General features: G+C 41.9%; 25 protein-coding genes. 8 read left to right on the top strand and 17 right to left on the bottom strand.

Annotation, left to right across the window (positions count from 1 at the left end):
* The first annotated feature begins 433 nt into the window (after positions 1 to 433).
* Complete coding sequence (locus tag ACEW80_RS08420) at positions 434 to 1,156, top strand: response regulator (protein WP_373526200.1); 723 nt, start codon at positions 434 to 436, stop codon at positions 1,154 to 1,156.
* Positions 1,157 to 1,243: 87 nt separating this feature from the next.
* On the opposite strand, the gene ACEW80_RS08415 is transcribed toward ACEW80_RS08420, so the two are convergent.
* On the bottom strand, positions 1,244 to 2,608 hold the full coding sequence (locus ACEW80_RS08415; RefSeq protein WP_373526155.1) for a lipid-A-disaccharide synthase-related protein: 1,365 nt from the start codon (positions 2,606 to 2,608) through the stop codon (positions 1,244 to 1,246).
* Between the two features lie 211 nt (positions 2,609 to 2,819).
* Here ACEW80_RS08415 and ACEW80_RS08410 point away from each other — a divergent pair, with 211 nt between their 5' ends.
* Complete coding sequence (locus ACEW80_RS08410; RefSeq protein ID WP_373526154.1) at positions 2,820 to 3,050, top strand: hypothetical protein; 231 nt, start codon at positions 2,820 to 2,822, stop codon at positions 3,048 to 3,050.
* A gap of 303 nt (positions 3,051 to 3,353) precedes the next feature.
* Here ACEW80_RS08410 and ACEW80_RS08405 read toward each other — a convergent pair whose 3' ends face one another.
* The 3 genes from ACEW80_RS08405 to ACEW80_RS08395 form a co-directional block, all read right to left on the bottom strand.
* Positions 3,354 to 4,292 (bottom strand): phosphoribulokinase, encoded by a 939-nt coding sequence (locus tag ACEW80_RS08405; protein WP_373526199.1) that lies wholly within the window; start codon positions 4,290 to 4,292, stop codon positions 3,354 to 3,356.
* Positions 4,293 to 4,500: 208 nt separating this feature from the next.
* Positions 4,501 to 4,920: a CoA-binding protein gene (locus ACEW80_RS08400; RefSeq protein WP_373526153.1), complete on the bottom strand. Its 420-nt coding sequence runs from the start codon at positions 4,918 to 4,920 to the stop codon at positions 4,501 to 4,503.
* A gap of 146 nt (positions 4,921 to 5,066) precedes the next feature.
* The gene (locus tag ACEW80_RS08395; protein WP_373526152.1) at positions 5,067 to 5,276 is read right to left on the bottom strand and encodes a hypothetical protein; all 210 of its coding nucleotides are present in this window, start codon (positions 5,274 to 5,276) and stop codon (positions 5,067 to 5,069) included.
* Between the two features lie 35 nt (positions 5,277 to 5,311).
* Between ACEW80_RS08395 and ACEW80_RS08390 the strand changes: the two genes are divergently transcribed.
* Positions 5,312 to 5,986 carry a class I SAM-dependent methyltransferase gene (locus ACEW80_RS08390; protein ID WP_373526151.1) on the top strand — a complete coding sequence of 225 codons (675 nt, stop codon included), beginning with the start codon at positions 5,312 to 5,314 and terminating at the stop codon, positions 5,984 to 5,986.
* 179 nt (positions 5,987 to 6,165) lie between these two features.
* Positions 6,166 to 7,737, top strand: a complete 1,572-nt coding sequence (locus ACEW80_RS08385; protein WP_373526150.1) for a metallophosphoesterase — start codon at positions 6,166 to 6,168, stop codon at positions 7,735 to 7,737.
* Between the two features lie 61 nt (positions 7,738 to 7,798).
* Here ACEW80_RS08385 and ACEW80_RS08380 read toward each other — a convergent pair whose 3' ends face one another.
* Positions 7,799 to 10,042 (bottom strand): cation:proton antiporter, encoded by a 2,244-nt coding sequence (locus ACEW80_RS08380; RefSeq protein WP_373526149.1) that lies wholly within the window; start codon positions 10,040 to 10,042, stop codon positions 7,799 to 7,801.
* 431 nt (positions 10,043 to 10,473) lie between these two features.
* Here ACEW80_RS08380 and ACEW80_RS08375 point away from each other — a divergent pair, with 431 nt between their 5' ends.
* Together ACEW80_RS08375 and ACEW80_RS08370 are read left to right on the top strand one after the other, a co-directional pair.
* The gene (locus tag ACEW80_RS08375) at positions 10,474 to 11,238 is read left to right on the top strand and encodes a class I SAM-dependent methyltransferase (protein WP_373526148.1); all 765 of its coding nucleotides are present in this window, start codon (positions 10,474 to 10,476) and stop codon (positions 11,236 to 11,238) included.
* A 24-nt stretch (positions 11,239 to 11,262) separates the two neighbouring features.
* Entirely contained in the window at positions 11,263 to 11,967 is a 705-nt protein-coding gene (locus tag ACEW80_RS08370; RefSeq protein ID WP_373526147.1) for a Uma2 family endonuclease, read from the top strand.
* Positions 11,968 to 12,043: 76 nt separating this feature from the next.
* On the opposite strand, the gene ACEW80_RS08365 is transcribed toward ACEW80_RS08370, so the two are convergent.
* Both ACEW80_RS08365 and ACEW80_RS08360 read right to left on the bottom strand, forming a co-directional pair.
* Positions 12,044 to 12,319: a hypothetical protein gene (locus ACEW80_RS08365; RefSeq protein ID WP_373526146.1), complete on the bottom strand. Its 276-nt coding sequence runs from the start codon at positions 12,317 to 12,319 to the stop codon at positions 12,044 to 12,046.
* 21 nt (positions 12,320 to 12,340) lie between these two features.
* Positions 12,341 to 12,808: a VOC family protein gene (locus tag ACEW80_RS08360; RefSeq protein ID WP_373526145.1), complete on the bottom strand. Its 468-nt coding sequence runs from the start codon at positions 12,806 to 12,808 to the stop codon at positions 12,341 to 12,343.
* Between the two features lie 75 nt (positions 12,809 to 12,883).
* Here ACEW80_RS08360 and ACEW80_RS08355 point away from each other — a divergent pair, with 75 nt between their 5' ends.
* On the top strand, positions 12,884 to 13,357 hold the full coding sequence (locus tag ACEW80_RS08355) for a DUF4385 domain-containing protein (RefSeq protein ID WP_373526144.1): 474 nt from the start codon (positions 12,884 to 12,886) through the stop codon (positions 13,355 to 13,357).
* Positions 13,358 to 13,646: 289 nt separating this feature from the next.
* Here ACEW80_RS08355 and ACEW80_RS08350 read toward each other — a convergent pair whose 3' ends face one another.
* The 7 genes from ACEW80_RS08350 to ACEW80_RS08320 form a co-directional block, all read right to left on the bottom strand.
* Complete coding sequence (locus ACEW80_RS08350; RefSeq protein WP_373526143.1) at positions 13,647 to 14,066, bottom strand: type II toxin-antitoxin system VapC family toxin; 420 nt, start codon at positions 14,064 to 14,066, stop codon at positions 13,647 to 13,649.
* Positions 14,063 to 14,335, bottom strand: coding sequence for a hypothetical protein (locus ACEW80_RS08345; protein ID WP_373526142.1), 273 nt, complete (start codon positions 14,333 to 14,335; stop codon positions 14,063 to 14,065). The genes ACEW80_RS08350 and ACEW80_RS08345 overlap by 4 nt, the downstream gene beginning before the upstream one ends.
* Before the next feature lie 124 nt (positions 14,336 to 14,459).
* Positions 14,460 to 14,978 (bottom strand): hypothetical protein, encoded by a 519-nt coding sequence (locus tag ACEW80_RS08340; RefSeq protein WP_373526141.1) that lies wholly within the window; start codon positions 14,976 to 14,978, stop codon positions 14,460 to 14,462.
* Positions 14,959 to 15,087, bottom strand: a complete 129-nt coding sequence (locus ACEW80_RS08335; RefSeq protein WP_373526140.1) for a hypothetical protein — start codon at positions 15,085 to 15,087, stop codon at positions 14,959 to 14,961. The genes ACEW80_RS08340 and ACEW80_RS08335 overlap by 20 nt, the downstream gene beginning before the upstream one ends.
* Before the next feature lie 58 nt (positions 15,088 to 15,145).
* Positions 15,146 to 16,165: an aldo/keto reductase gene (locus ACEW80_RS08330; RefSeq protein ID WP_373526139.1), complete on the bottom strand. Its 1,020-nt coding sequence runs from the start codon at positions 16,163 to 16,165 to the stop codon at positions 15,146 to 15,148.
* A gap of 185 nt (positions 16,166 to 16,350) precedes the next feature.
* Complete coding sequence (gene petJ / locus ACEW80_RS08325) at positions 16,351 to 16,668, bottom strand: cytochrome c6 PetJ (RefSeq protein ID WP_373526198.1); 318 nt, start codon at positions 16,666 to 16,668, stop codon at positions 16,351 to 16,353.
* Between the two features lie 74 nt (positions 16,669 to 16,742).
* On the bottom strand, positions 16,743 to 16,967 hold the full coding sequence (locus ACEW80_RS08320) for a hypothetical protein (RefSeq protein ID WP_373526138.1): 225 nt from the start codon (positions 16,965 to 16,967) through the stop codon (positions 16,743 to 16,745).
* A gap of 383 nt (positions 16,968 to 17,350) precedes the next feature.
* Here ACEW80_RS08320 and ACEW80_RS08315 point away from each other — a divergent pair, with 383 nt between their 5' ends.
* On the top strand, positions 17,351 to 18,151 hold the full coding sequence (locus ACEW80_RS08315) for a histidine kinase (RefSeq protein WP_373526137.1): 801 nt from the start codon (positions 17,351 to 17,353) through the stop codon (positions 18,149 to 18,151).
* A 308-nt stretch (positions 18,152 to 18,459) separates the two neighbouring features.
* Here the strand turns inward: ACEW80_RS08315 and ACEW80_RS08310 are convergent, their stop codons facing one another.
* The 3 genes from ACEW80_RS08310 to ACEW80_RS08300 form a co-directional block, all read right to left on the bottom strand.
* Positions 18,460 to 18,651 (bottom strand): YqaE/Pmp3 family membrane protein, encoded by a 192-nt coding sequence (locus ACEW80_RS08310; RefSeq protein ID WP_373526136.1) that lies wholly within the window; start codon positions 18,649 to 18,651, stop codon positions 18,460 to 18,462.
* 150 nt (positions 18,652 to 18,801) lie between these two features.
* A complete protein-coding gene (locus ACEW80_RS08305) occupies positions 18,802 to 19,197 on the bottom strand; it encodes a phage holin family protein (protein WP_373526135.1) in 396 nt (131 codons plus the stop codon).
* Positions 19,198 to 19,528: 331 nt separating this feature from the next.
* A partial coding sequence (locus tag ACEW80_RS08300; RefSeq protein WP_373526134.1) for a HEAT repeat domain-containing protein occupies positions 19,529 to 20,554 on the bottom strand: 1,026 nt, incomplete at its 5' end.

Genomic DNA, 20,554 nt, shown 5'->3' with positions numbered 1-20,554 from the left:
GCTTGAGCAGTTTTACCCATAAAATTGCTTAAACCAGGTAAATAAGAAACTATTGTCTGCACTTATTTGGGAATCTGAAGCAATCTTACCTCCTTTTCATGGTGGCCAGACCTGATATTGATGTTTCTCTGGCGATCGCTAGCTTCTATAAAAACTAACTAATGTGAAGATGGCATCTCTAAAGCTGGATTGCGAGCAAGAGCTAGCAACTTGGCATTCTTTTCAATATTTCATCCTTTTTGTGCAACAATCCATATATCTCCAGCTAGATTTGTACTCTATCTAAATGTGAATAAATAAGATATTTATTATTTCTATCGGTGGATGCAGGCAGGTTAAGATATCATCTATCTTTGGTATGGGAAAATAAGAGGTAGCGCTTACTAAAGGTAATACTTTGAAAGAAGCAAACAGCGTCAGGACGAGTGTAGCGATGAATGAAATTACCATTGTTTTAATTGAAGATCACGACTTAACGCGAATGGGGCTACGAGCGGCATTACAGTCTAACAGTGCATTGAAAGTAATTGGCGAAGCAGCAAATGCTACTCAAGGACTAAAACTTTTAGAAACGGCAAAGCCAGATGTCGCTGTTGTAGATATTGGCTTGCCTGACATGGATGGTATTGAACTTACCCGTAAATTCAAACGTTATCAAGTTGAAACTGGGCAATCGACAACAAAGATTCTGATTTTGACAATGGATCACACAGAAGATGCCGTACTAGCAGCTTTTGCGGCGGGTGCTGATTCTTATTACATGAAAGAAACGAGTATCAGTAAATTAACGGAAGCGATACAAGCAACTCACGGCGGTAACTCTTGGATTGATCCAGCAATTGCCAATGTAGTATTGCGGAAGATGCGGCAAGGTATTCCTGGAGAGAGCCAAAGCTCTGACAAGCCGAAGACTGTAAAAATTGAAGCGCTAGCTACAGAATACGAGCAAGTTTTGGAAACATACCCTCTGACTCAACGGGAACTAGAAATCCTAGAGTTGATTGTCGCTGGGTGTAGCAATGGCCAAATTGCCGAGAAGCTTTACATTACAGTTGGGACTGTGAAGACCCATGTTCGTAATATTCTAAATAAACTGTGTGCCGATGACCGTACTCAAGCTGCTGTGAGAGCTTTACGTTCTGGGTTGGTGGCTTGAGGGAGTGCTGAGTGGGGAGTGATGAGTAGGGAGTGGTGAGTGGTGAATCTCACTTCTTTACTTGGAACTGTTTTGTATAATACCCTTTCAACCTAATCTTTCTTGTAAACATTCCGCAATGCGTAATGCTGCTCCCGGTTTACCCATGCGTCGCAGACCATTTTCGGCAATAATTTGCAAAATATCAGGATCTTTAAATAGGGACTGGACAATTTTGGCAACTTCTGCAGGCTGCTCGACTAAAAACAAAGATGAGCCTAGATGGCGACTTTGAGCCTCGGCAAAGGCAGGGTTATATTGAGGCCCATTACCGGGAATAGCGATCGCAGGTTTCCCCAAACCGATAAACTGTTCTGTAGCTGTACCCGCCATTGTGATCGCTAAATCTCCCAAATGCAAGCAATCATTATAGGCTTCTTGCGTCAGCAGGATATACGCATTTCTTTGTTTAAATGTCAAGATATTGGGATCGGCAATTTGGATAGGAGATGCTGATTCAGTTCGCCAGCCTTGTGATTGTACACTTTTAGATAAAATATTACAGTCTAACCCAGGAGCGATCGCACCTAAAAATATAACTGTTCCAGAAGTGTAAAACACCGAATCTCGTTCCTGGAAACTAGCCATCAACGCAGATACGGCAATCATAATTGTTTCCCAATTGGTGTATGCCTCTGGCGGACGTGAACCAGGAAGAAGAGTCACCATTAATGGTCGAACTGTTTCTTGTTGTAGAGCATCCTGACTATAAAATTGTTGGCGTGAAAAGGTCGGTTCTAGACCATCCATCATCGGATTACCCAAATTAAAAGCTGGAATTGGCCATTGTTTTAATGTTTCCGTCGTCAGCGAATCTCTAGGAAACACCGCTTTACAACGGCGGCGACTCATTAACCAACGTTCCCAAGGATGATAAACTGAACCGGAAAAGTTTTCCCAGCGCGCACCTGGGGATTTGCGTGATAATAATCCAGCTTCATCCCGCACATAATATTCAGATTTCGCCGTACCCACAAAAGCATAATTAGCGCCACTGAAAGTTGCAAACAACAGGGGAACAATATCTCCCACAGCTAAAATTGCTCGCTTGTTACCTAATTTTTTTTGAGAACTTACCCAACGGCGCACAGCTTTAATCTGGCTGAGGGTAAGTTGCAATAAACCACCGCGGACATCTCGCACCAATTGGCGTCCATCCATATAAATAAAGCCGCCAGAAGGCATAGTGCGGACTGAACCGATAAGGGGGATATCCAATTGTTGGTAAGCACGTCCTTCACCCACCAGAGGTAAAGCAAATATCTCTGGTGGGTTTGATTGTCGTTGGAGTTCTTGCAAAATCCGAACTGCAATTACATCTTCCCCATGACCATTACTTAATACAAGTAATCGCAATGGAGAAGTTGCAGCTTGGGAGTTGGAAGCTAGGGATAACCGAGATATATTACTCATAAGAAACAAAATATCAAAATTAACTGCCTATTGCTTCCCCCAGAAACCCAAAATTCCAGAAGCCGTTAAGTATATTTAATTTTGCATGACTACTTCTCTGAGGTTTGAGTAGCTTAAGCGAAGTGCTATCCCATGATTCTCATGCCAAAGTTCAACTAAGCTGCAATTGGTGCTAGCTTTAAAAAAGAATTTTATATTAAAGCAGCACACTATGTCATCCGCAGCGATCGCTACTGTAGTGAAGATGATAGAGTCTTTACCTGTTGAGGTACAAAATAGAGTTGCAGACCATCTTCGAGAATACATTAATGACTTACAAGATGAAATTCAGTGGAATGAATCTTTCCAGAGAACGCAACAGAAACTTGTAGCTGCTGCACAGCGTGCTAAACAAGAAATCGCTGAGGGACAAGCTAAGGCGTTGGATTATGACCAACTATGAAATCCGCAGTGCTGCCCTCATTTTGGTCTGAATATGGGCAGTTAAGCGATGATATTAGACAGAGTGCTAGGAAAACTTACCGATTGTGGGTACAAAATCCATTTCACCCGTCTTTGCATTTTAAGTGCATCAATAGCCAAGAGGGTATTTGGTCTGTAAGAGTGACAAGAAGTTATCGAGTGCTTGGGGTGCTAGAAGGTGATACGGTTACATAGTTTTGGATTGGTAGACATGATGATTATGAGCGGTTATTTTCGTAAGTCGTCTTTACAATTGATGGAACTACATTACTACCTATGGCAGTTATTGGTGAATTTGCGTCGCTTTCAGCATATGGTAAGTAATTATTAACTGAGTGAGAGCCAGGGGATAACTTTGGATTGTTTCCCCAGTTGTACCAGCAATTTTACCCAGTTCTGGGTTGCTTTCGCGATCGCAAATATTCCGTAAATGAGGCATATCAGAACAAATAATATGCTCTAGCTGATTCACCTGTTCTAAGGTGGCATGACCATCAACTTCTAAAACATCTACCGGTTTACCCATATCTCTGTCTAGTCCCAGGCGGATTGCTGAGTCAGAATTACCATAGCTAGAGTTGACAATTTGGGTAAAATCTGGATGGGGAATTGTCGGACGCAGGATCAATTGGACATTCAGGTGTCCATTAGTTTCATCTTCTTCGTCGGTGGGTGGATAGAAACTAATAACTATATCAGACCATTGCCGCTGCGGACGGATAAACTGTGCTGAGTCTGGTTCGCGCTTTTCTAGTTCCGCCAACACTTGTTCAGCACTGTAGCCACGCTTTTGGGTATCCCTCTTGACTTTCCACCTAGCGCGTAATGTTTCCGGGGGTGCAAGGTAAACTTTAACATCGTAAGATTCGCGGGCGGCACGAGTAGAGTAACCGAGTAATCCCTCAATAATCACGAATTTATTGGGCTTGATATAGTCTGGTGCCTCGAATGTGCCGGTTTTATGGCTGTAAACTGGTTTGAGAATTGGTTGTCCTGTGCGTAGCAGCGAGAGGTGTTGCTGCATAATATCTAAGTAGTTGCAGTCGGGATGGAGAGCAGTGATTCCCATTTCTGCACGTTGTTGGCGATCGTAACGGTGGTAATCATCTGTACAAATGATTGTGACATTTTCTGGGCCGAGTACCTGAGCAATCCCCCGTGTTAATGTTGTTTTACCAGCAGCGCTATCGCCGACAATGCCAAGAATTATTGGACGGCTCATCATACCTCCCAGAATAAAAGTAAGTTTAGTAATAAAATTTCCCTACAATAGTTTTAATTTTAGAAGGGTTTAGGCAAGTAATTCAAGCAAAGCCTTGGTATGCAATATCTCTACACATAAAATGTTTGGGCAATCGCTTGTTGCACAATAATTACAATCCACATCACTTTATAAAGTCATCTGGATGCAAAATTTAGATATGCTCTGTCTAATCCACCCTCAGCCGCAGATACTCAATTTTGATACAGGCATCCATCACCACATTCAGTCCTGCTTCTATTGCTTTTTGTGCTGATGGTTGATGCCAAATGCCCAATTGCGCCCATACAGTTTTGGCGTTGATCAAAATTGCTTCATCTACAATCTCTGGTAAGTACTCACAACGGCGGAATATGTTAACCACATCCACGGGTTCTGGTAATTCTTGGAGTGCAGCATAGCTAGGTTGACCGTCAATTTCTTTAACTAGGGGATTAACTGCATAAACTGTGTAGCCGACTTGCCGCAAGAATTGGGCGATTTGATAGCTGGTGCGTTGGTGTTTATCAGAGTGACCCACAACAGCGATAACTTTGGCTTGGGTCAACACCTGACACAAGGCGTTATCATCTTGTTTAAGGTTTGGCATGATTTAAATATCCTGAGCGATCGCTTTGTTTATCATTAAGACTTACGCAAAACTAGACGCTGTAAGGGTAATTCATGAATTGCCCCTACCTAAAATTTATGGTTTCAACTATTGTTTGCGTAAATCCTGATCATATTGAGTTGCATTTAAAAATAATTTTGACATGCTAAAAAATCCTTAGCAAGCATCAAAGGTTCATCGACGAGCATCAAAGGTTCATCGACGAGCATCAAAGGTGCATCGACAAGCATCAAAGGTTCATCGACGAGCATAAAAGGTGCATCGACAAGCATCAAAGGTGCATCGACAAGCATCAAAGGTTCATCGACAAGCATCAAAGGTTTATCGACAAACATCAAAGGTTCATTGCATAATTCCCAGTCCCAAACTCATGACAACTCAAACACTAGGACTCGAACAAAACCTCTATGACTATTTACTGTCAATCTCTCTACGGGAAGCGGAAATTTTAACCCAACTGAGACAGGAAACAGCCCAGTATCCAATAGGAAGAATGCAGATTGCTCCCGAACAGGGGCAGTTTCTAGCGTTACTGGTACAGTTGCTAGGAGCTAAGAAAACTTTAGAAGTTGGAGTATTTACAGGTTATAGTTCCCTGGTGGTGGCATTGGCGTTACCTAGTGATGGGAAGGTAGTAGCCTGTGATATTAGTGAAGAGTTTACCACGATCGCTCGGCGTTATTGGCAGCAAGCAGGAGTGGCGGATAAAATTCAACTGCACATTGCCCCAGCCTTGGAGACTCTAGATCGGTTACTAGCAACAGGAGAAGCGGAAACTTTTGATTTTGCCTTCATCGATGCAGATAAGAGCAACTATGATGGCTATTATGAGCGATCGCTGCAACTAGTGCGTCCGGGAGGACTGATTGCCATCGATAACGTCCTCTGGTCAGGTAAAGTTGCTGACCCCCAAGTGCAGGATAATCGAACTAAAAGAATTCGTGCCTTTAATCAAAAGCTACATCAAGACGGGCGAGTTACTCTGAGTTTAGTAGCGATCGCCGATGGCTTAACTCTGGCATTAAAGTCTTTGAATCCCATCTAAATCTTTTCAATCCGTAATATCTAACAGATATTAATTTTTAGCTGTTTTAACAGTGGTAAGGTGCAAAGGAACTAAAAGAAACTTTGTGTCTATCAGTGACTTGAGACGAGATTTAAAATAAAACCCTTATTACTTCGTTACAATTAGCCTATGCGTTAGGCATTCAAGAGTTATCAGCCATGAATTTGATTTCTGATCCACCGATTCCTGTGAAAATTCAAAAGATGAAGGAACGTGTGCGATGGATGCATCCGAGTTTTAGGCAACGGGGAATTGACCAAACCAGCATAGTTTTAGACGATCACAGAGAAGATAGTCCAGAATTTTCATTTATGGTTATCGGTGATTCCGGCACCGAAGCTCATTCTCCACACCATCCCCAACGCAAAGTTGCCGAGATGATGCTGACTCACCGCAACGATTGCAGTTTTGTGTTGCACACAGGCGATGTCATTTATTCGGTGGGTTCCCAAGAGTATTACTCAACAAACTTTATTCAGCCTTACCGCGAATTTCTTGTTGGTGGCGACAACCCCAAAGGTATTTCCTATGACCGCATGGTGTTTAATCTGCCGTTTTTACCAGTACTTGGTAATCACGATTACTATGACGTGCCGTTAATGTACCGTTTATTTACTGGAGCAACATCGTCATTGCGTCGCCTGTTGGGTCACAAAGATATGGAGATTGGCTGGCATGGATCGTATCAAGGTAATGCCTATGCGCGAGCATTTATGGATTATACCCAGGCGATCGCTTCTCCCCAAGAGTTAGAACGTCATTTAGATCAGCATTATACTGCTAAAACCAACACAGGACGCTGTTTGCGTTACGAACCTGGACAGTTTACCCGCTTACCCAATCGCTATTACACTTTTCGTTACGGCGGCATTGACTTTTTTGCTTTAGATTCCAATACCTTTAATGCGCCGTCCCCTTTACCTACAACTCAAGAAGGGGAAATTTACCGCCGTCAATTGCTGCATCGTCGTCAGGAAATAGAACGACAAGAATTGCAGATTTTGAAAATGTGGGATTATCTCAACCGAGATAATCCCACTGAAGCCGAACAACTCGATGAACTTAGTGCCAAATTAGATCAAATCAATGAGATAAAAATCGACATAGAGAAACAACTCACATCTCACAAAACGCCTGCGATCGATTTTGAACAACTCGACTGGTTGCGAAGTAGGCTCATCGAGTCTTGGAATACTTCTGAGGTGCGTGGACGTGTAATGTTTTTCCACCATCCACCCTACGTCACAGAAGCAACTAAGTGGCATCAGGCGCAAACCTTAGCGGTTCGCCACCGCTTGCGCTCGGTATTTGAACAAGTGGCACAAACTCTTGGTTCTCTAATTAAAGAGCGTCCCATAGTCGATTTGATTTTAAATGGTCACGCGCACTGCTTAGAGTATCTCCGCACAGCTGATACCGGATTTGCTGATTCTCACATCAACTGCATTATTGCTGGTGGTAGTGGTCATCGTCCCCGCTATCAACGCCAAGGGGGGACTGAATTGATGGAGACTTTTACGGAAATTAAAGGTAAATCCACTCGGAAAGTTGCAGATTCGTTACTTTTTGTGGGTCGCCATGACTACAAATCCCAGAACCACCTGCCTTACTCATCTGTGCGGATTGATGTTCTAGATGGTTCTCCGCCCAAGTTTATTGTCAGACCTTTGGTAGCAGAGCGGATTGGGGAAGAGTGGTATAACCGTGAACTTGAACCATTTGTGATTTAGATAGCTAAATTAAATAACGGCACAACTGCAAAAACAACAAACACACGATCGCCAAAAACGACTATGATGCGGTAATAACTGCCACTGGGCAATGTGCTTTACTCAGAATTGCATCCACTCTGTGACCAAAGAAAACGCGACCCGTAACCATGCGGATATTACTTCCGAGAATAATTAGGTCTACTTCATTGGTTTGAGCAAACTTGAGGATTTCCCTTTCTGGGCTGCTTCCTTGAAGAATATAGGTTTTGACCTCAGCACCGAGATTGCGCCCAATTGCAGCTTGCTGTTCGAGCAAATCGTGGGCAATTTCCTTGGCTGGAGTTAGTGATCGCTGTTCGTAAAGAATATACTCAACCTGTGGTAAATTAATCACGTTAACAATCATTACTAATGCTCCTGTTTGAGCAGCGATCGTACTTGCCATCTCTACAGCATTTTTGCTATATTCCGTCCCGATTGTGGGCACGAGAATCTTTTTCAGCTGTTGTTGAGGGATTGTGCAAATCTCGCCTTTGGGTTGTGGTAGGTGCGACTTCACCACCATCGTTGCACAAGGCGCTTCTTGTACTACCCGGTCTACAAGCAAATTGAACAATGCTTTCTGAGGGCTTGTCTTTTCAGAAGCTCCCAGTACAATCAAGTCATAGTTTTTGTTCGCTTCATTCAGAATTACCTCCGCTTTACTACGCCCAGACTCCGTTTTTGTTTGCAAAGTGGTATCAGCAGGTAGCTGCATTTCCTCAGTCACAGAGGCCAGCGCTTCCTCGGCGGCGGTGTCTTTTACTTGGGTTGCCGTTCGACGGGCTTTTTTTTGGGGCTGCTTGTCACTTAGGGCATATAAAGATGTGACTTCTATGGAGTTTTGGTGAGCCATATAACCAACTAGCTGCGCTGCGAGTTGGATGTTGGGGCCACCGCTAGTTGGTATTAAAACACGATGGATTTGCTTGATAAAGCTACGGCTATCTTGCTCCTCTTGTTCCAAACGTCGAGCTTCTTCTTCACCCATAACCACCTTTGATAAAGTCCAGCGCAAAAGGGGTGGAGCCATTAGAGAAGTGACAATCGCTACCATGACAATAATCGAGTACATCTGGGGATTCAGCACACCCAAAGATAAACCAATGGTGGCAACGACAATTTCCATCGCCCCGCGAGCATTCATCCCGGAACCCATCGCCAAACCTTCCCAATGACTCAAGCCGCCGACGCGAGAACCAAGGTAAGCACCTGTAAATTTGCCAACACAGGCGACAGCGAGAACAATCAAGCCAAATATCAACGTCTGGGGGACTAACAGAGCTAGCAAATTAACTTTCAACCCCGCTGAAGCAAAGAAAATTGGCGCGAGAAAGGCTGCTGTGAAGACTTCTAGCATATGTCCAGCTTCATTGCTAAAACGGCGGGATTGACCTGCCAGAATCCCTAGCACAAAAGCACCCAATGCTGCTTCTAAACCTAATCCGTGGGTAAGTGCTGCTGCCGAGAGCGAAAGAATCAGCACAACTGATATACTCGCGGAGACTCCGCCAACGTAATCATCAACCCAGCGTAAAATCTGGTCTACAATTGTACGTCCAATTGTGAAAGCGATCGCTAAAAACAACACCGCCGCACTTACAGAGTGGAAAATTGTGCCAAAGTCAAACTTACCGCTACTAGCTAGACCTGAAACCACCGAAAGTAAAATCCAGCCGATGGTGTCGTCAGTCATGCCAGCAGCTAAGGTAACTTGACCAATGTCACGGCGAATCAGGTTTAAGTCCATCAGCACCTTAGCAATCACTGGTACTGCCGAAATACTCATTGCTGTGGCGATGAACAGACTGAATACCAGTCGCTTATCTGGGTCGGCTAAAAAGTTATCTGGCAATAGCCAGCCCAGTCCAAATCCGGTGATAAACGGGATAATAATTCCGCCTAGTGAAATGAGCAGAGCCGTTTTACCCTTACGCAGAATCAGCTTGAGATCCGTCTCTAACCCAGTTACAATCAGTAAAAATAACACGCCTAACCAAGAAATCACCGAAAGTAAATTAGATTGTTCTTGACTTTGGGGAAAGATCCACGCCTGTAAGTCTGGAAGCAGCAAACCAAATAGAGAAGGGCCTAGCAGCACACCTGCTAATAATTCCCCAACCACAGGTGGTAGGTTAATCCGGCGCATCAACTCACCTAATCCCCGCGCTACGAGAAGCAATAGTGGCAGTTGAACTAGCACCAACAGTAGCTCATGATGACCGAGAGGTTTAATTAAACCGTCACCTACTACTTTCTGTGCAGCGAGTACAGGTATTAACATTAGGGACAGGCTTTGCATATAAGCGTCAAAGATGGGATGACAAATTTTTCAAGGGCTGTTCAAGTAAATCCTGAAAATGCTTACTTCCACATCAGTCTAGGAGGTTAAACTGTGATTGTGATTATTAACGGCAAGATTATCATGTGCGATCGCTAGATTATGGCTAGCCACATCACCAAAAGCCCCGGACGTGTGAGACATCGCCAAATTTTGACGATAGGTAAGACTGAGGTAATTCGTTATATGTGGAAATTTGGTAATAAGTAATTGGCAAACTATCAACAAAGTCAGGACTTACGCACTCAAAACCTGAAACTTCGATCCCCCCTAACCCCCCTTAAAAAAGGGGGAATCTTAAAAGCCCCCTTAAAAAGGGGGTTGGGGGATCTCTTATGCGTAAGTCCTAGAAGTAATTAACTGCACTTAATAATATGAGTCATAGTCGCAAATCTAGTTTTTTAGCTTTTATACTAATTCTTCTAATAATGCTGCTTAACCCAATTAGCACAGCAAAAGCAGATTCCCCATCCACCACTGTTTACAAACAACAGATAATCCACAGTCCAGATGGTATCGGCAAATATTACATGGGGCGCGAAATCGCCAAAGTTATGGGATACCCCGGCGCTGGCTGGCTAGAACGACCAAACCGAGAGGTGGAAGAACAGCCAAGTAAAATAGTCAGCCTTCTTAACCTGAAACCCAACGATGTAGTGGCGGATATTGGCGCTGGTACAGGTTACTTGAGCTTTCGCATTGCGCCGTTATTAATAGATGGTAAGGTGTTGGCTGTAGATGTTCAGCCAGAAATGTTAGAAATCATTGAGTTGTTCAAAAAAGAGAAGCATATTACCAATGTTGAGTCTGTTTTGGCAACCCTTAGCAACCCCAACTTACCATCTGAAAGTATCGATTTAGCGTTGATGGTAGATGCTTATCATGAACTTGAGTATCCCCAAGAAGTGATGCAAGGAATTGTGAAAGCGCTGAAACCAGGTGGTCGAGTAGTTTTGGTTGAGTACCGGGGTGAAAATCCCTTTATTATGATTAAACGTCTGCACAAGATGACTCAAAAGCAAGTTCGCAAAGAAATGCAAGCTGTTGGTTTAGTTTGGCATGAAACCAAAAACTCGTTACCTCAACAGCATTTAATGGTGTTTGAGAATCCTGATTCTAGCGATTATTCGATAAAATAAAATTCCTTGCCAGAGCAGAAAATCATGGTAGACTTAGCACTCAAGCAGCAAATTCCTCCTTTAGAAAATGGCGATCGCCTCACTCGCTACGAATTTGAGCGACGCTATCAAGCAATGCCCCGTGATCAAAAGGCAGAATTAATTGAAGGAGTTGTATATTTGGCATCCCCATTACGCTTTAAAAGTCACGCTGAACCACATGGTTATCTCATGGGTTGGTTGTGGACTTACCAAATTGCCACTCCTGGCGTGAGATTGGGAATTGAGCCAACAGTCCGCTTAGATCGAGACAATGAACCGCAACCAGATGGAGTGCTATTAATAACGCCAGCATCTCAAGGACAATCTCGTTTGAGCGATGATGATTACATCGAAGGTGCGCCAGAACTCGTAATAGAGATAGCAGCTAGCAGTGTTGCGATCGATTTACATGACAAGAAAAAAATCTATGGTCGTAATGGGGTAAAAGAATATATTGTTTGGCAAATATTTGAAAATAAATTAAATTGGTTTAGCCTCCAACAAGGGGAATATGTGTCTTTAGAAGTTGACGCGGATGGAGTTATCAAAAGTCAAGTATTTCCTGGTTTATGGTTGTCAATGTCAGATTTAGTCGCTGGCAATATGCAGCAAGTATTGGCTGTGTTGCAGTTGGGATTAGATTCGTTAGAACATCAAATATTTGTGCAGAAGTTATCTATTCAGAATTCAGGAGTCAGAATGGGCTAAACCTTAGCTATCCGCTAACAGGAGTCAGAATAGTTAAAGAATCAGGAAAACATTTGATGAATATTTTGGCATCAGTCTATTTTTGGGCAATGAGACTGGCGCTTTTGGTTGCACTATCCCAAACTATCCAGCTAAGAGAATTATCTAAATCATCGGCGCTATTTGAAACTTTAAAATATAGCTTTTCTGCGCCTTTAGTTTCAATGGCAAAGTCGGCATTTTGGGCATAAACGACTTTAAAACCTTTCTCTCGTAAGCAATACATCGCCCAAGCTTTCAATGATTGCTTGTATGGTTCGTGGGGAATTGGCGGTTTTGCGATCGCATCTTCGATTACTTTAAATATTTGCATGACTTTACCGCTCATAGTAGATTAACTAGCTTCTGGATCGCAACGAATTTCAATCATAAAGCCATCTGGATCGTAAAAATATACACCTCTACCTGTAGGACGAGTGACTGGGCCATGTGCGATCGCTATTTTATTTTCTCTGATCACTGTCACCGCTTGCTCAAATAACTGCGGATCTATGTCAAAGGCGAGATGGTAGGCTCTGGTGAAAGTCTTCTCTGGGTCTGGATTTGGTGGTGTTAAATCGGGTTCACCGAATAAATCCAAAATTGTCCCATCTGGGGTAATGAAGTTGGCTACTTTCCCAGATGCGACAAGTTCAATCAGAGTTGCAGGTACTTCGTCGCCTGTGAGTTCATGCAAACCCAGGATGATGCCATAAAAGTAGCGGGAAGCTTGCATATCCTGGACGTTGAGGGCAATGTGATGCACTTTACGCAGATTCCCTGGCGCAAGGACATTGTTCACGGATTGGGTGTTAGATAGCATAGTGAACAAAATCTCTTTACTAAGATAGAAGTTGAGCTTTTTTCTTAAAGTTTACTATTATTAATAAAATCTATCATGGCTTTTGATTATTCTTTAGACTTTAAAAATATCGATTTTCGCCAACATCCTGAACTCTATCGTGTTGGCAAGGGTGAGCAGGGTGTACTTTTAGTAGAACCATACAAATCAGAAATTCTTCCTTATTGGCGGTTTAAAACTCCTGATATTGCTAGAGAGTCGAGCGAGAAAATTTACGAGCTTTTTCTTGCATACCTAGAACAAGATGATTTTGTCGGTGCAGATATGGCACGGAAGTTTATCCAAATGGGTTATACTCGCTCTCGCCGTTATGCTAATCATAAAAGCGGCAGGAAATATAAACAAAATTCGGAAGCTTCAAGCTCTAAAAAAGAGATTCTTCCTTATGAAGTAGACCCAGTTAAAGCGGAATCAGCAGCAATATTTAAAGCCAAGTGGGTACAAGCAAAGACAAATGAGAAATATCAAGAGCTTTTAGCCAAGCATAAGCAGATGTATGAGCTAAGGTAAGACACTATTAACTTTCAACTGAGCGACTTTCGGAGGATGCGTTAGGCAAACGAACCTCTGAGCTTCGTTGATGAACCTTGGGGACTCATTGCAGATACTTGTGACATTGTGACTAATTAATTAAGATTAACGCGATCGCATTTCTCCACTCAGCAATCCAACAATAATCATAGTTGCCTAAGCGATCGCATCTGGCAGAGTAATATTGAAGGACTGCATAAGCTGGTTACATTGTGAGCGATTAATTTAAGATTAACGCGATCACATCTTTTCTCTGGGCAATAGTTGTTTATCGCCATACCTGAATCAGCATCAAATCGAAATGATAGTCATACGTCCACACGGGTAGCTTCATTTCTTGTGACAAAATGGCGGTGACAGCATCGCAGAGGGTAATCCGTTGATCTGGAAAATTTGCAGCTTTTTCTACTGCTGCTGTATATTGCTCCTCTGAGGGATTAACGAAATGAACTGCTTCTCTACACTGTCTAGCAAAGCTAATCGCTTGTTTAGTTCCGAGACGATATAGCAAAAGATTATATGTTTCCAGGTAAACAGGAAAGGGAACTAGGATTATTAAATTTTCTGTATTGATCCGTTGTAGTTCAGCTTGCGTAAGCGAAGCTCGTCGTAGACATCGCTCATGATATTGGTCGTCAACGTCTACGGCAGCATACAAAGGCCCAGTGTCAGCAAATACGGCTCTCAAGGTGTGTTTGGTGGTAATGACTGTGAAAATGCTTGTTCCGCTAGAATTTTATCGTGATTTACCGATGTATCTTTAAATCCACTTCCCTTTGGTGCAGGAGTAAGGGATAGACTTTGCTTTCGTGGAGGTAAATAGCCACGTTGGCTGAGAAAATCTTCTAGGGCAGTTTCTGCAACGACATTTGCGGGTATGGAAACTTTCTGATCTTTGATATAAGCATTGAGAGCATTAGCGATCGCATCTGGCAGAGTAATATTGAAGGACTGCATAAGCTGGTTACATTGTGAGCGATTAATTTAAGATTAACGCGATCGCATCTCCCTTCTCTTCATTGCATCTGCTCTCTGGGCAAGCCAACAAAAATCATTAAGATTAAGCTGATCGCATTTCTCCTTATCCACCCATTGAAACTTGACTGCGGTCAAACAACCACCCATCGCCGACAATCTCCTCTAGGCGTTGATTGAGTCGAGGGAGGAAATAATCTGGATCATTGAGCCTTTGTTTGACAAACCAGATTGCCTTAGCTTTCCGTGTCTTTATTCCTTGTATCATCCAGTTAATTAGTTTATCAAGCTGATCTAAATGAGGATGATTTGGTTCTAGGCTATTATACAAAAATATGGCAGTTGCTAGTAACAAAGGTTGTAGTTTGTCGCCTGTAGGCAAAGCTCCATAAAAATGGCTGATGAGGTTAATAGTATTTGCTACAGGCGCTTTAATTTTCAGAGAAAGCCAGATTGCTTGAGCGAAGTAAACCGAACACTTACTTTCTGCCTTTAATCCTAAATTACCTAAAACATTAACCAAACTCTCATAGCTGCCAGTCTGTACAAGTACCTCGGCTGCTTGCACGTTCTCCTCCAATGCCGCACAAATCGCCCCTAAAATTTCATAAGCCTCTGCCGTCATAATCAATCAGTGCTGCTAACTCCGTTTTATCCAGGCGTCGTGAGCCATAATCACAGCGCAGTTCAAAAGTTTGCTGTTGACTGAGGGCGAAGGTGAAGTTTAGGGGCATGGCTGACAGCAGTAGTTTGCACAGTAACCTTCACCGTATTATCACCCAATTCCTGAAGTTATCGCCGATATTCGTCGCCACAATCGCCGATGAGTTGGTACAAATCGCGTGATTGGCGAGATACTGCATTGATGCGATCGCGATCGTCTGCATCTAAACTAAAACTAAATACTTTGGCGTTATCTTCTATATGTTCAGATACCCCAAGTCTCGCACCAACTATCACACCTCCCACAGTTGGCTGATCTAAAATGTAACGCACTGCCACGTTAGAAATGCTTACGCCATGCTTATTAGCAATTTCCTTTAGAATAGCCAGCAACTCTTGAAATAATTGCCAACTACCCCAAGCATCAATCATATTTTTATATTTTTTCAAACTAGCAGTAGACAGATCAAATCTTTGTGGTTCCGGTTTCCCCAAATAGTTTTCTGATAACAAACCGCCGCAAACTGTACCGTAAGTAAAAAGTTTTATATCATGCTGTTGACAAAACTCCACCATATTAACTTCGGGACGGCGATCGACCAGTGAAAATTGCACTTGATTAGAAACGATTTTGATACCTGCTTCGATAATCAACTTCAAGTTTTCTGTATCAAAATTAGTTAAACCTAGATGCTTAATTTTACCCTCAGTCTGAAGTTCTGCCATATATTTCAGGGCATCTAAGTAATTTTTATCCTGATATTCCCACCAGTGGAATTGCATTAAATCTAGCGATTCTACATTCATCCTTCTCAGGGAAATCTCAATATTTTCTTCAACTAGTTTTTTCGTCATTTTGCCAGGACGAGGCACCCATTTTGTAAAGGCTTGTATCTGAGATAAAGCGGCTTTTCCACGAGTATCAATTAGTTGACAACGAAACTCACCAATAAAGTCTTCTGCTGGACCATAGTGGTCTGCTAAATCCCAAGTCGTAAAGCCTGCATCCACATATTTGAACATAGTCTCAATGGCAGATTGGTGGTTGATGTGTCCGTGTCCACCAGACACTTGCCACATCCCATTTAACACGCGGCAAATATTTAAATCAGGGGTGAATTGGAGACGGCTAGCTGCGGGTAAGTTCATTTTCAACTTTAGGAGTGAGAATTTGGAAGTAGAGACGCGATTAATCGCATCTGTTAGCAGTGAGAAAAGTTAATAATTAGTGAGTTGACAAGCAGGTTTTTACAGCCTTCTTAATTTTATTATGAATGATTTAGGACAGTTAGAGTTAATAACTACTAAAGTCTTAACTCTTAACTCCTAACTTGTTAACGCCAGCCTTTTTCAGCTTGTTCGAGAACATAAGCAGAAACATCTTGAATTTGCTGTTCAGTGAGGCGGTCTTTGTAGGCTGACATATTGTTTTTACCATTGGTAACTATGGATGTAACTGCTTCTATGGAATCCATACCATATTTCTTGAGCGCTTGCTTTTTGAGATTTTTACCTCGTCTGACTATATTACCGCCGTTGATATGACAACCAGCACAATGAACGCTAAATATTTGTTCACCATTAACTGTTTCTACTGCACTAGCAGGCAGTGTAAAAGTACTTATCAATAACAAAAACGTTACTAATATCATCGTTAATATTTTTTTCAATCACCTTCTCCTGATTTGGACAGACTTGATTATCAGAAATAAATACTAGAGCAATACTACAAGGATTCAAAGTCAGTTGTAAATCCAGTAAAATTTGCACAATCTTCTTGAAAAGCTTCGGCATCGCTAACATCCTCAATTTTATATGACATGATGCGCGTACCATCTGGTAATTTTTTAGAACCAATTAATTCACCTTGATACTTATCTGCGATCGCTTTAAATTCAGTACCATACTGCTTCCAAGCATCACCCGAACAAGTAATATTTAATTGCCACATATTTTACTCTCAATTACTACCAACAAATATTCATTATCTCATAAATGGGCAACATATTACACATCACCCAATACGGTTCGGATAAGACTTGATCCCCCCAACCCCCCTTAAAAAGGGGGGGGCTAAGAATAACTCTATTTCCCCCTTTTTAAGGGGAGATGCCAAGGGCGATAGTGTCTCCCCAAATAGAGCAAGTGGCGTGGACTAAGGGGGATCTTTAAGGATTGTGCACCTTAACCGAACCGTATTGACACATCACCTCCTTGGTGCTGTAATTTTCTATCTAAAGGAAGTGCCTAGCCCAATCCGACTACGCCATAATATGAGTGTAGGAATACGTCTAGAAAATTTTATCCAAATTAGTTAAATCTCCAGAGTTGAAAATGCCTAACAATATCAAACAACAAATTCAAGCCGACTTGCAACAAGCTAAAGAAACAGGACAATTAAGAACTGATCGGATTCGAGAAATTGTCAAATCCGCAGTTTCTCAAGTTGCTTCTGAGTTTAAACAAGGTTCTACTGAACTTCGTAGCCTTGTTAGAGATGCAGTTTCTGCTGTAATTGAAAACTTCCAAGAAAAAGGTGGCGAACTCAAAGATGAAGTGGCAGCTTCTATTGAAGGAGCATTAGAAGGAATTAATAGTCAAAGACACGAAGCCATTGCTAAAACTCAGACAGATATCAAGCGACTACAGGCTCAACTCGATGGTGAAGAAGAACAACTCCAACAAGAGGTTGATGTAATTTTGGCAGAGATTGAAGAGACAGGTAAGGAAAAAACTGCTACTACCAAAACTGCTATTGATTATGCTGTCAATACCCTTAAAGATAGCGAAGAAGCGACATTGTTAAAGAAACGTTACGCGCAACTACAAGCGCAGCTAGCCATTGTCCGAGCTAATATAGCTGCACGCTATGGCGGACGTTCTATGGAGGTTCAAGATTATCTAGATGAGGCTAAACACTGGTATGACAAAGCTCGTCCTCAAGCAGAATCTCTGGCTGCACAAGTAGGAGAAAAGCGATCGCAACTAGAAGATCAACTAGGTGAAGCCGGTACATCTTTAGCGAGGAGAGAGCGCCAAATCAAACAAACGTTGAGACAGTTACTCTTAACGGCGGCTGACTTGTTTAAAGATAAGGAACCTGCTAATAAGGAGCGGGATACTATTCATAAATAGACTGCTTAGAATTGATTTGCAATTCCTTTTTACGACGCGGAAAGTCTAAAGCTTAGTTAATCTTTAAGTATGGGGAGCAGGTTTCCTCCGCTGATCATGCCATTGCGTTACGGCTTTATAGTTGTAACGCAATTGTTTTGTAGAGCAGTGCATTAAGTGCTTTCCAGAAATATTTTTCTTTACAAATCATATCTAAATATATGCTTAATACAACGGCAGATTCTATACAATACATAAAAAGTGGTGCGTTAGATGGAACACCTAACGCACCCTACTTAATTGAAAACCTCTAAAATTAATCTTGCGTATTAGTAAATACGTCCCTGTTCATTAAGTTGTTCTTCATGCTTGGCAATCACCCAAACTGCATGAATACTACCGGGTATCCAACCTAGAACTGTAAGCAAAATGTTAATAAACAAAGTTGGGCCAACTCCAACTGTCAAGAAAACGCCTAAAGGAGGCACTAACAAACCTAGAAGAAAACGAACTAATTTCATGATGTTATGACTTTGTGATTTTGTTTAATTACATTATCTGGAAGATCCCGAATTAGAAAATCCACCTAATGAATTATCTTAATTCGGATATTTTATTATGGGGAGTAGAGACATAATCCAAATAGCGTTTCTACTCCTGCTGATAGTTAATCAGGAAGGTAATTTATCTTGGGTTCGGATATCACCACTGCTGGCCAAAAGGTTCTTCTCAACAAAGTAGTTGTTAATGAAGGTGTTAGCAAAAGATAGAATTACTGGCCCAAGAAGAAAACCGATAATTCCGCTAACTGCGAAGCCTGGAACTAGCACTGATGCTAACCAGAAACAAAAACCGTTGACGATGAGCGAAAATGCTCCAAATGAGAGAAAGTTAAGTGGTAGAGAAAGAGCGGACAGAACTGGTTTAAACGAACCGTTAATTAGACCAATTACTAAACCGGCAATCAAAGCTGCGGGAAAATTAGCAATATTAACGCCTGGAACAACTAAATCAACAATCAACAGGCTCAAAGCTGTAGCTAGTGCGGTTAATAATGGAGTCAACATTGTTTTTACCTAACAATTAAAGATTTTTTGTTTGAAGCTTCTTATCTCATCTTTAACTATCTGTTAGAGTTTCACCTCTCTTGCAAGATAGAATTTACTTCTACCATTAGGTTGATCGCTGAAAAACTAATTGCACTGTTTAATCAATTACAAAACTCGCAAGTGCCGTGATGCTAGGAATGTTGAATCTCGTAACAAAACTTTATACTTATAAATATACTACTCCCCAAGTGACCAGTTTTACCAAGTAAAACTTAGTCGTCTGAATCAATGAATATAAGTTATTTTTTCATTCATAAATGACTGTAAATAACGTAATTTATCTGTATTTTCAATTGTAATTTTTGACCTGGTATTTTTCGAGCAACTCTTTAACTTGAGCAGCTATCAAAGGGTGGGGATCGTTTTGTAACTGGGGGAGGATTTGGAGGAGTACGCGATGTGACACCATGTGCAAGTATGCGATCGCAGCTTCCCTAACAAAGCCAGTTGGATGACGCAAACTCACCAAAATCTCAGAACTTGTGAGCTTGATGCGAGTTACTTGAGCAAAATGAAAACAGCAAGCTAGACACCAGTCAGAAAGCAAGTTACCCAATGCCAGCAATCTGTGGAGACGATCGCTAGCTAACATATTCTCATATTCGACGATCTTGGCCTCTACAAGATGTTGCAATTTTTCTGGCTCTGGTCGATTATCTAAAATATTCAGCAATAAAGACTTTGAAGACAAAGTTATGGTATGCTCTAATATTTCTAACCCCCGTGCTAAGTTTACCACCGAGAGCGATCGCAGATTGAATGCTGCTGCTTGCATCTTTTCTGGCGAGTAAAGTAGTTTCAGTAGTAGTAGCAGCCGCTCTTTGACATCTAATTCTAATTCTAAAAGGGCGCGTTGCAGTAACTCAGAGACAATCACAATCCTCTCACTGGATTGATGATCTTCTTTTTGATCTAGTGTTTTGAAGTCGATAGATGCGGCGTAAATCTCACCTAGAAACTTTAATTCCTGCTCAATTAAATTTTCTACCCGACTTTCATAAAATCGATCAACTAAACCTGTAATTCCTGGTTGTTTATTTATTTTTAGTAAGCTGCGAAGAATATGATCTCTAGTAGTACCCCAAGATGTTTCCAAATTTTCCCATAAAGTCTCCAATGCTTCCTGAGTACCAATTTGAGCAATAGTACGCCAAGCGTACATCCGCACTACTTCTGGTTTATAAATATTAGTAGCCAACTGCAACAGCATTTCTATAGCGTCATTTTCGAGTCGCATTAAGGCTAACATTGCTGTGCTGCGGGTTGATTTGTAATAAAGTGCTGCAATCAGTGCTGAATAGTACTCTTCTAAATG

This window comes from Nostoc sp., assembly GCF_041747015.1.
Taxonomy (GTDB): domain Bacteria; phylum Cyanobacteriota; class Cyanobacteriia; order Cyanobacteriales; family Nostocaceae; genus Nostoc.
This window is presented reverse-complemented; position numbering and strand designations above follow the sequence as displayed.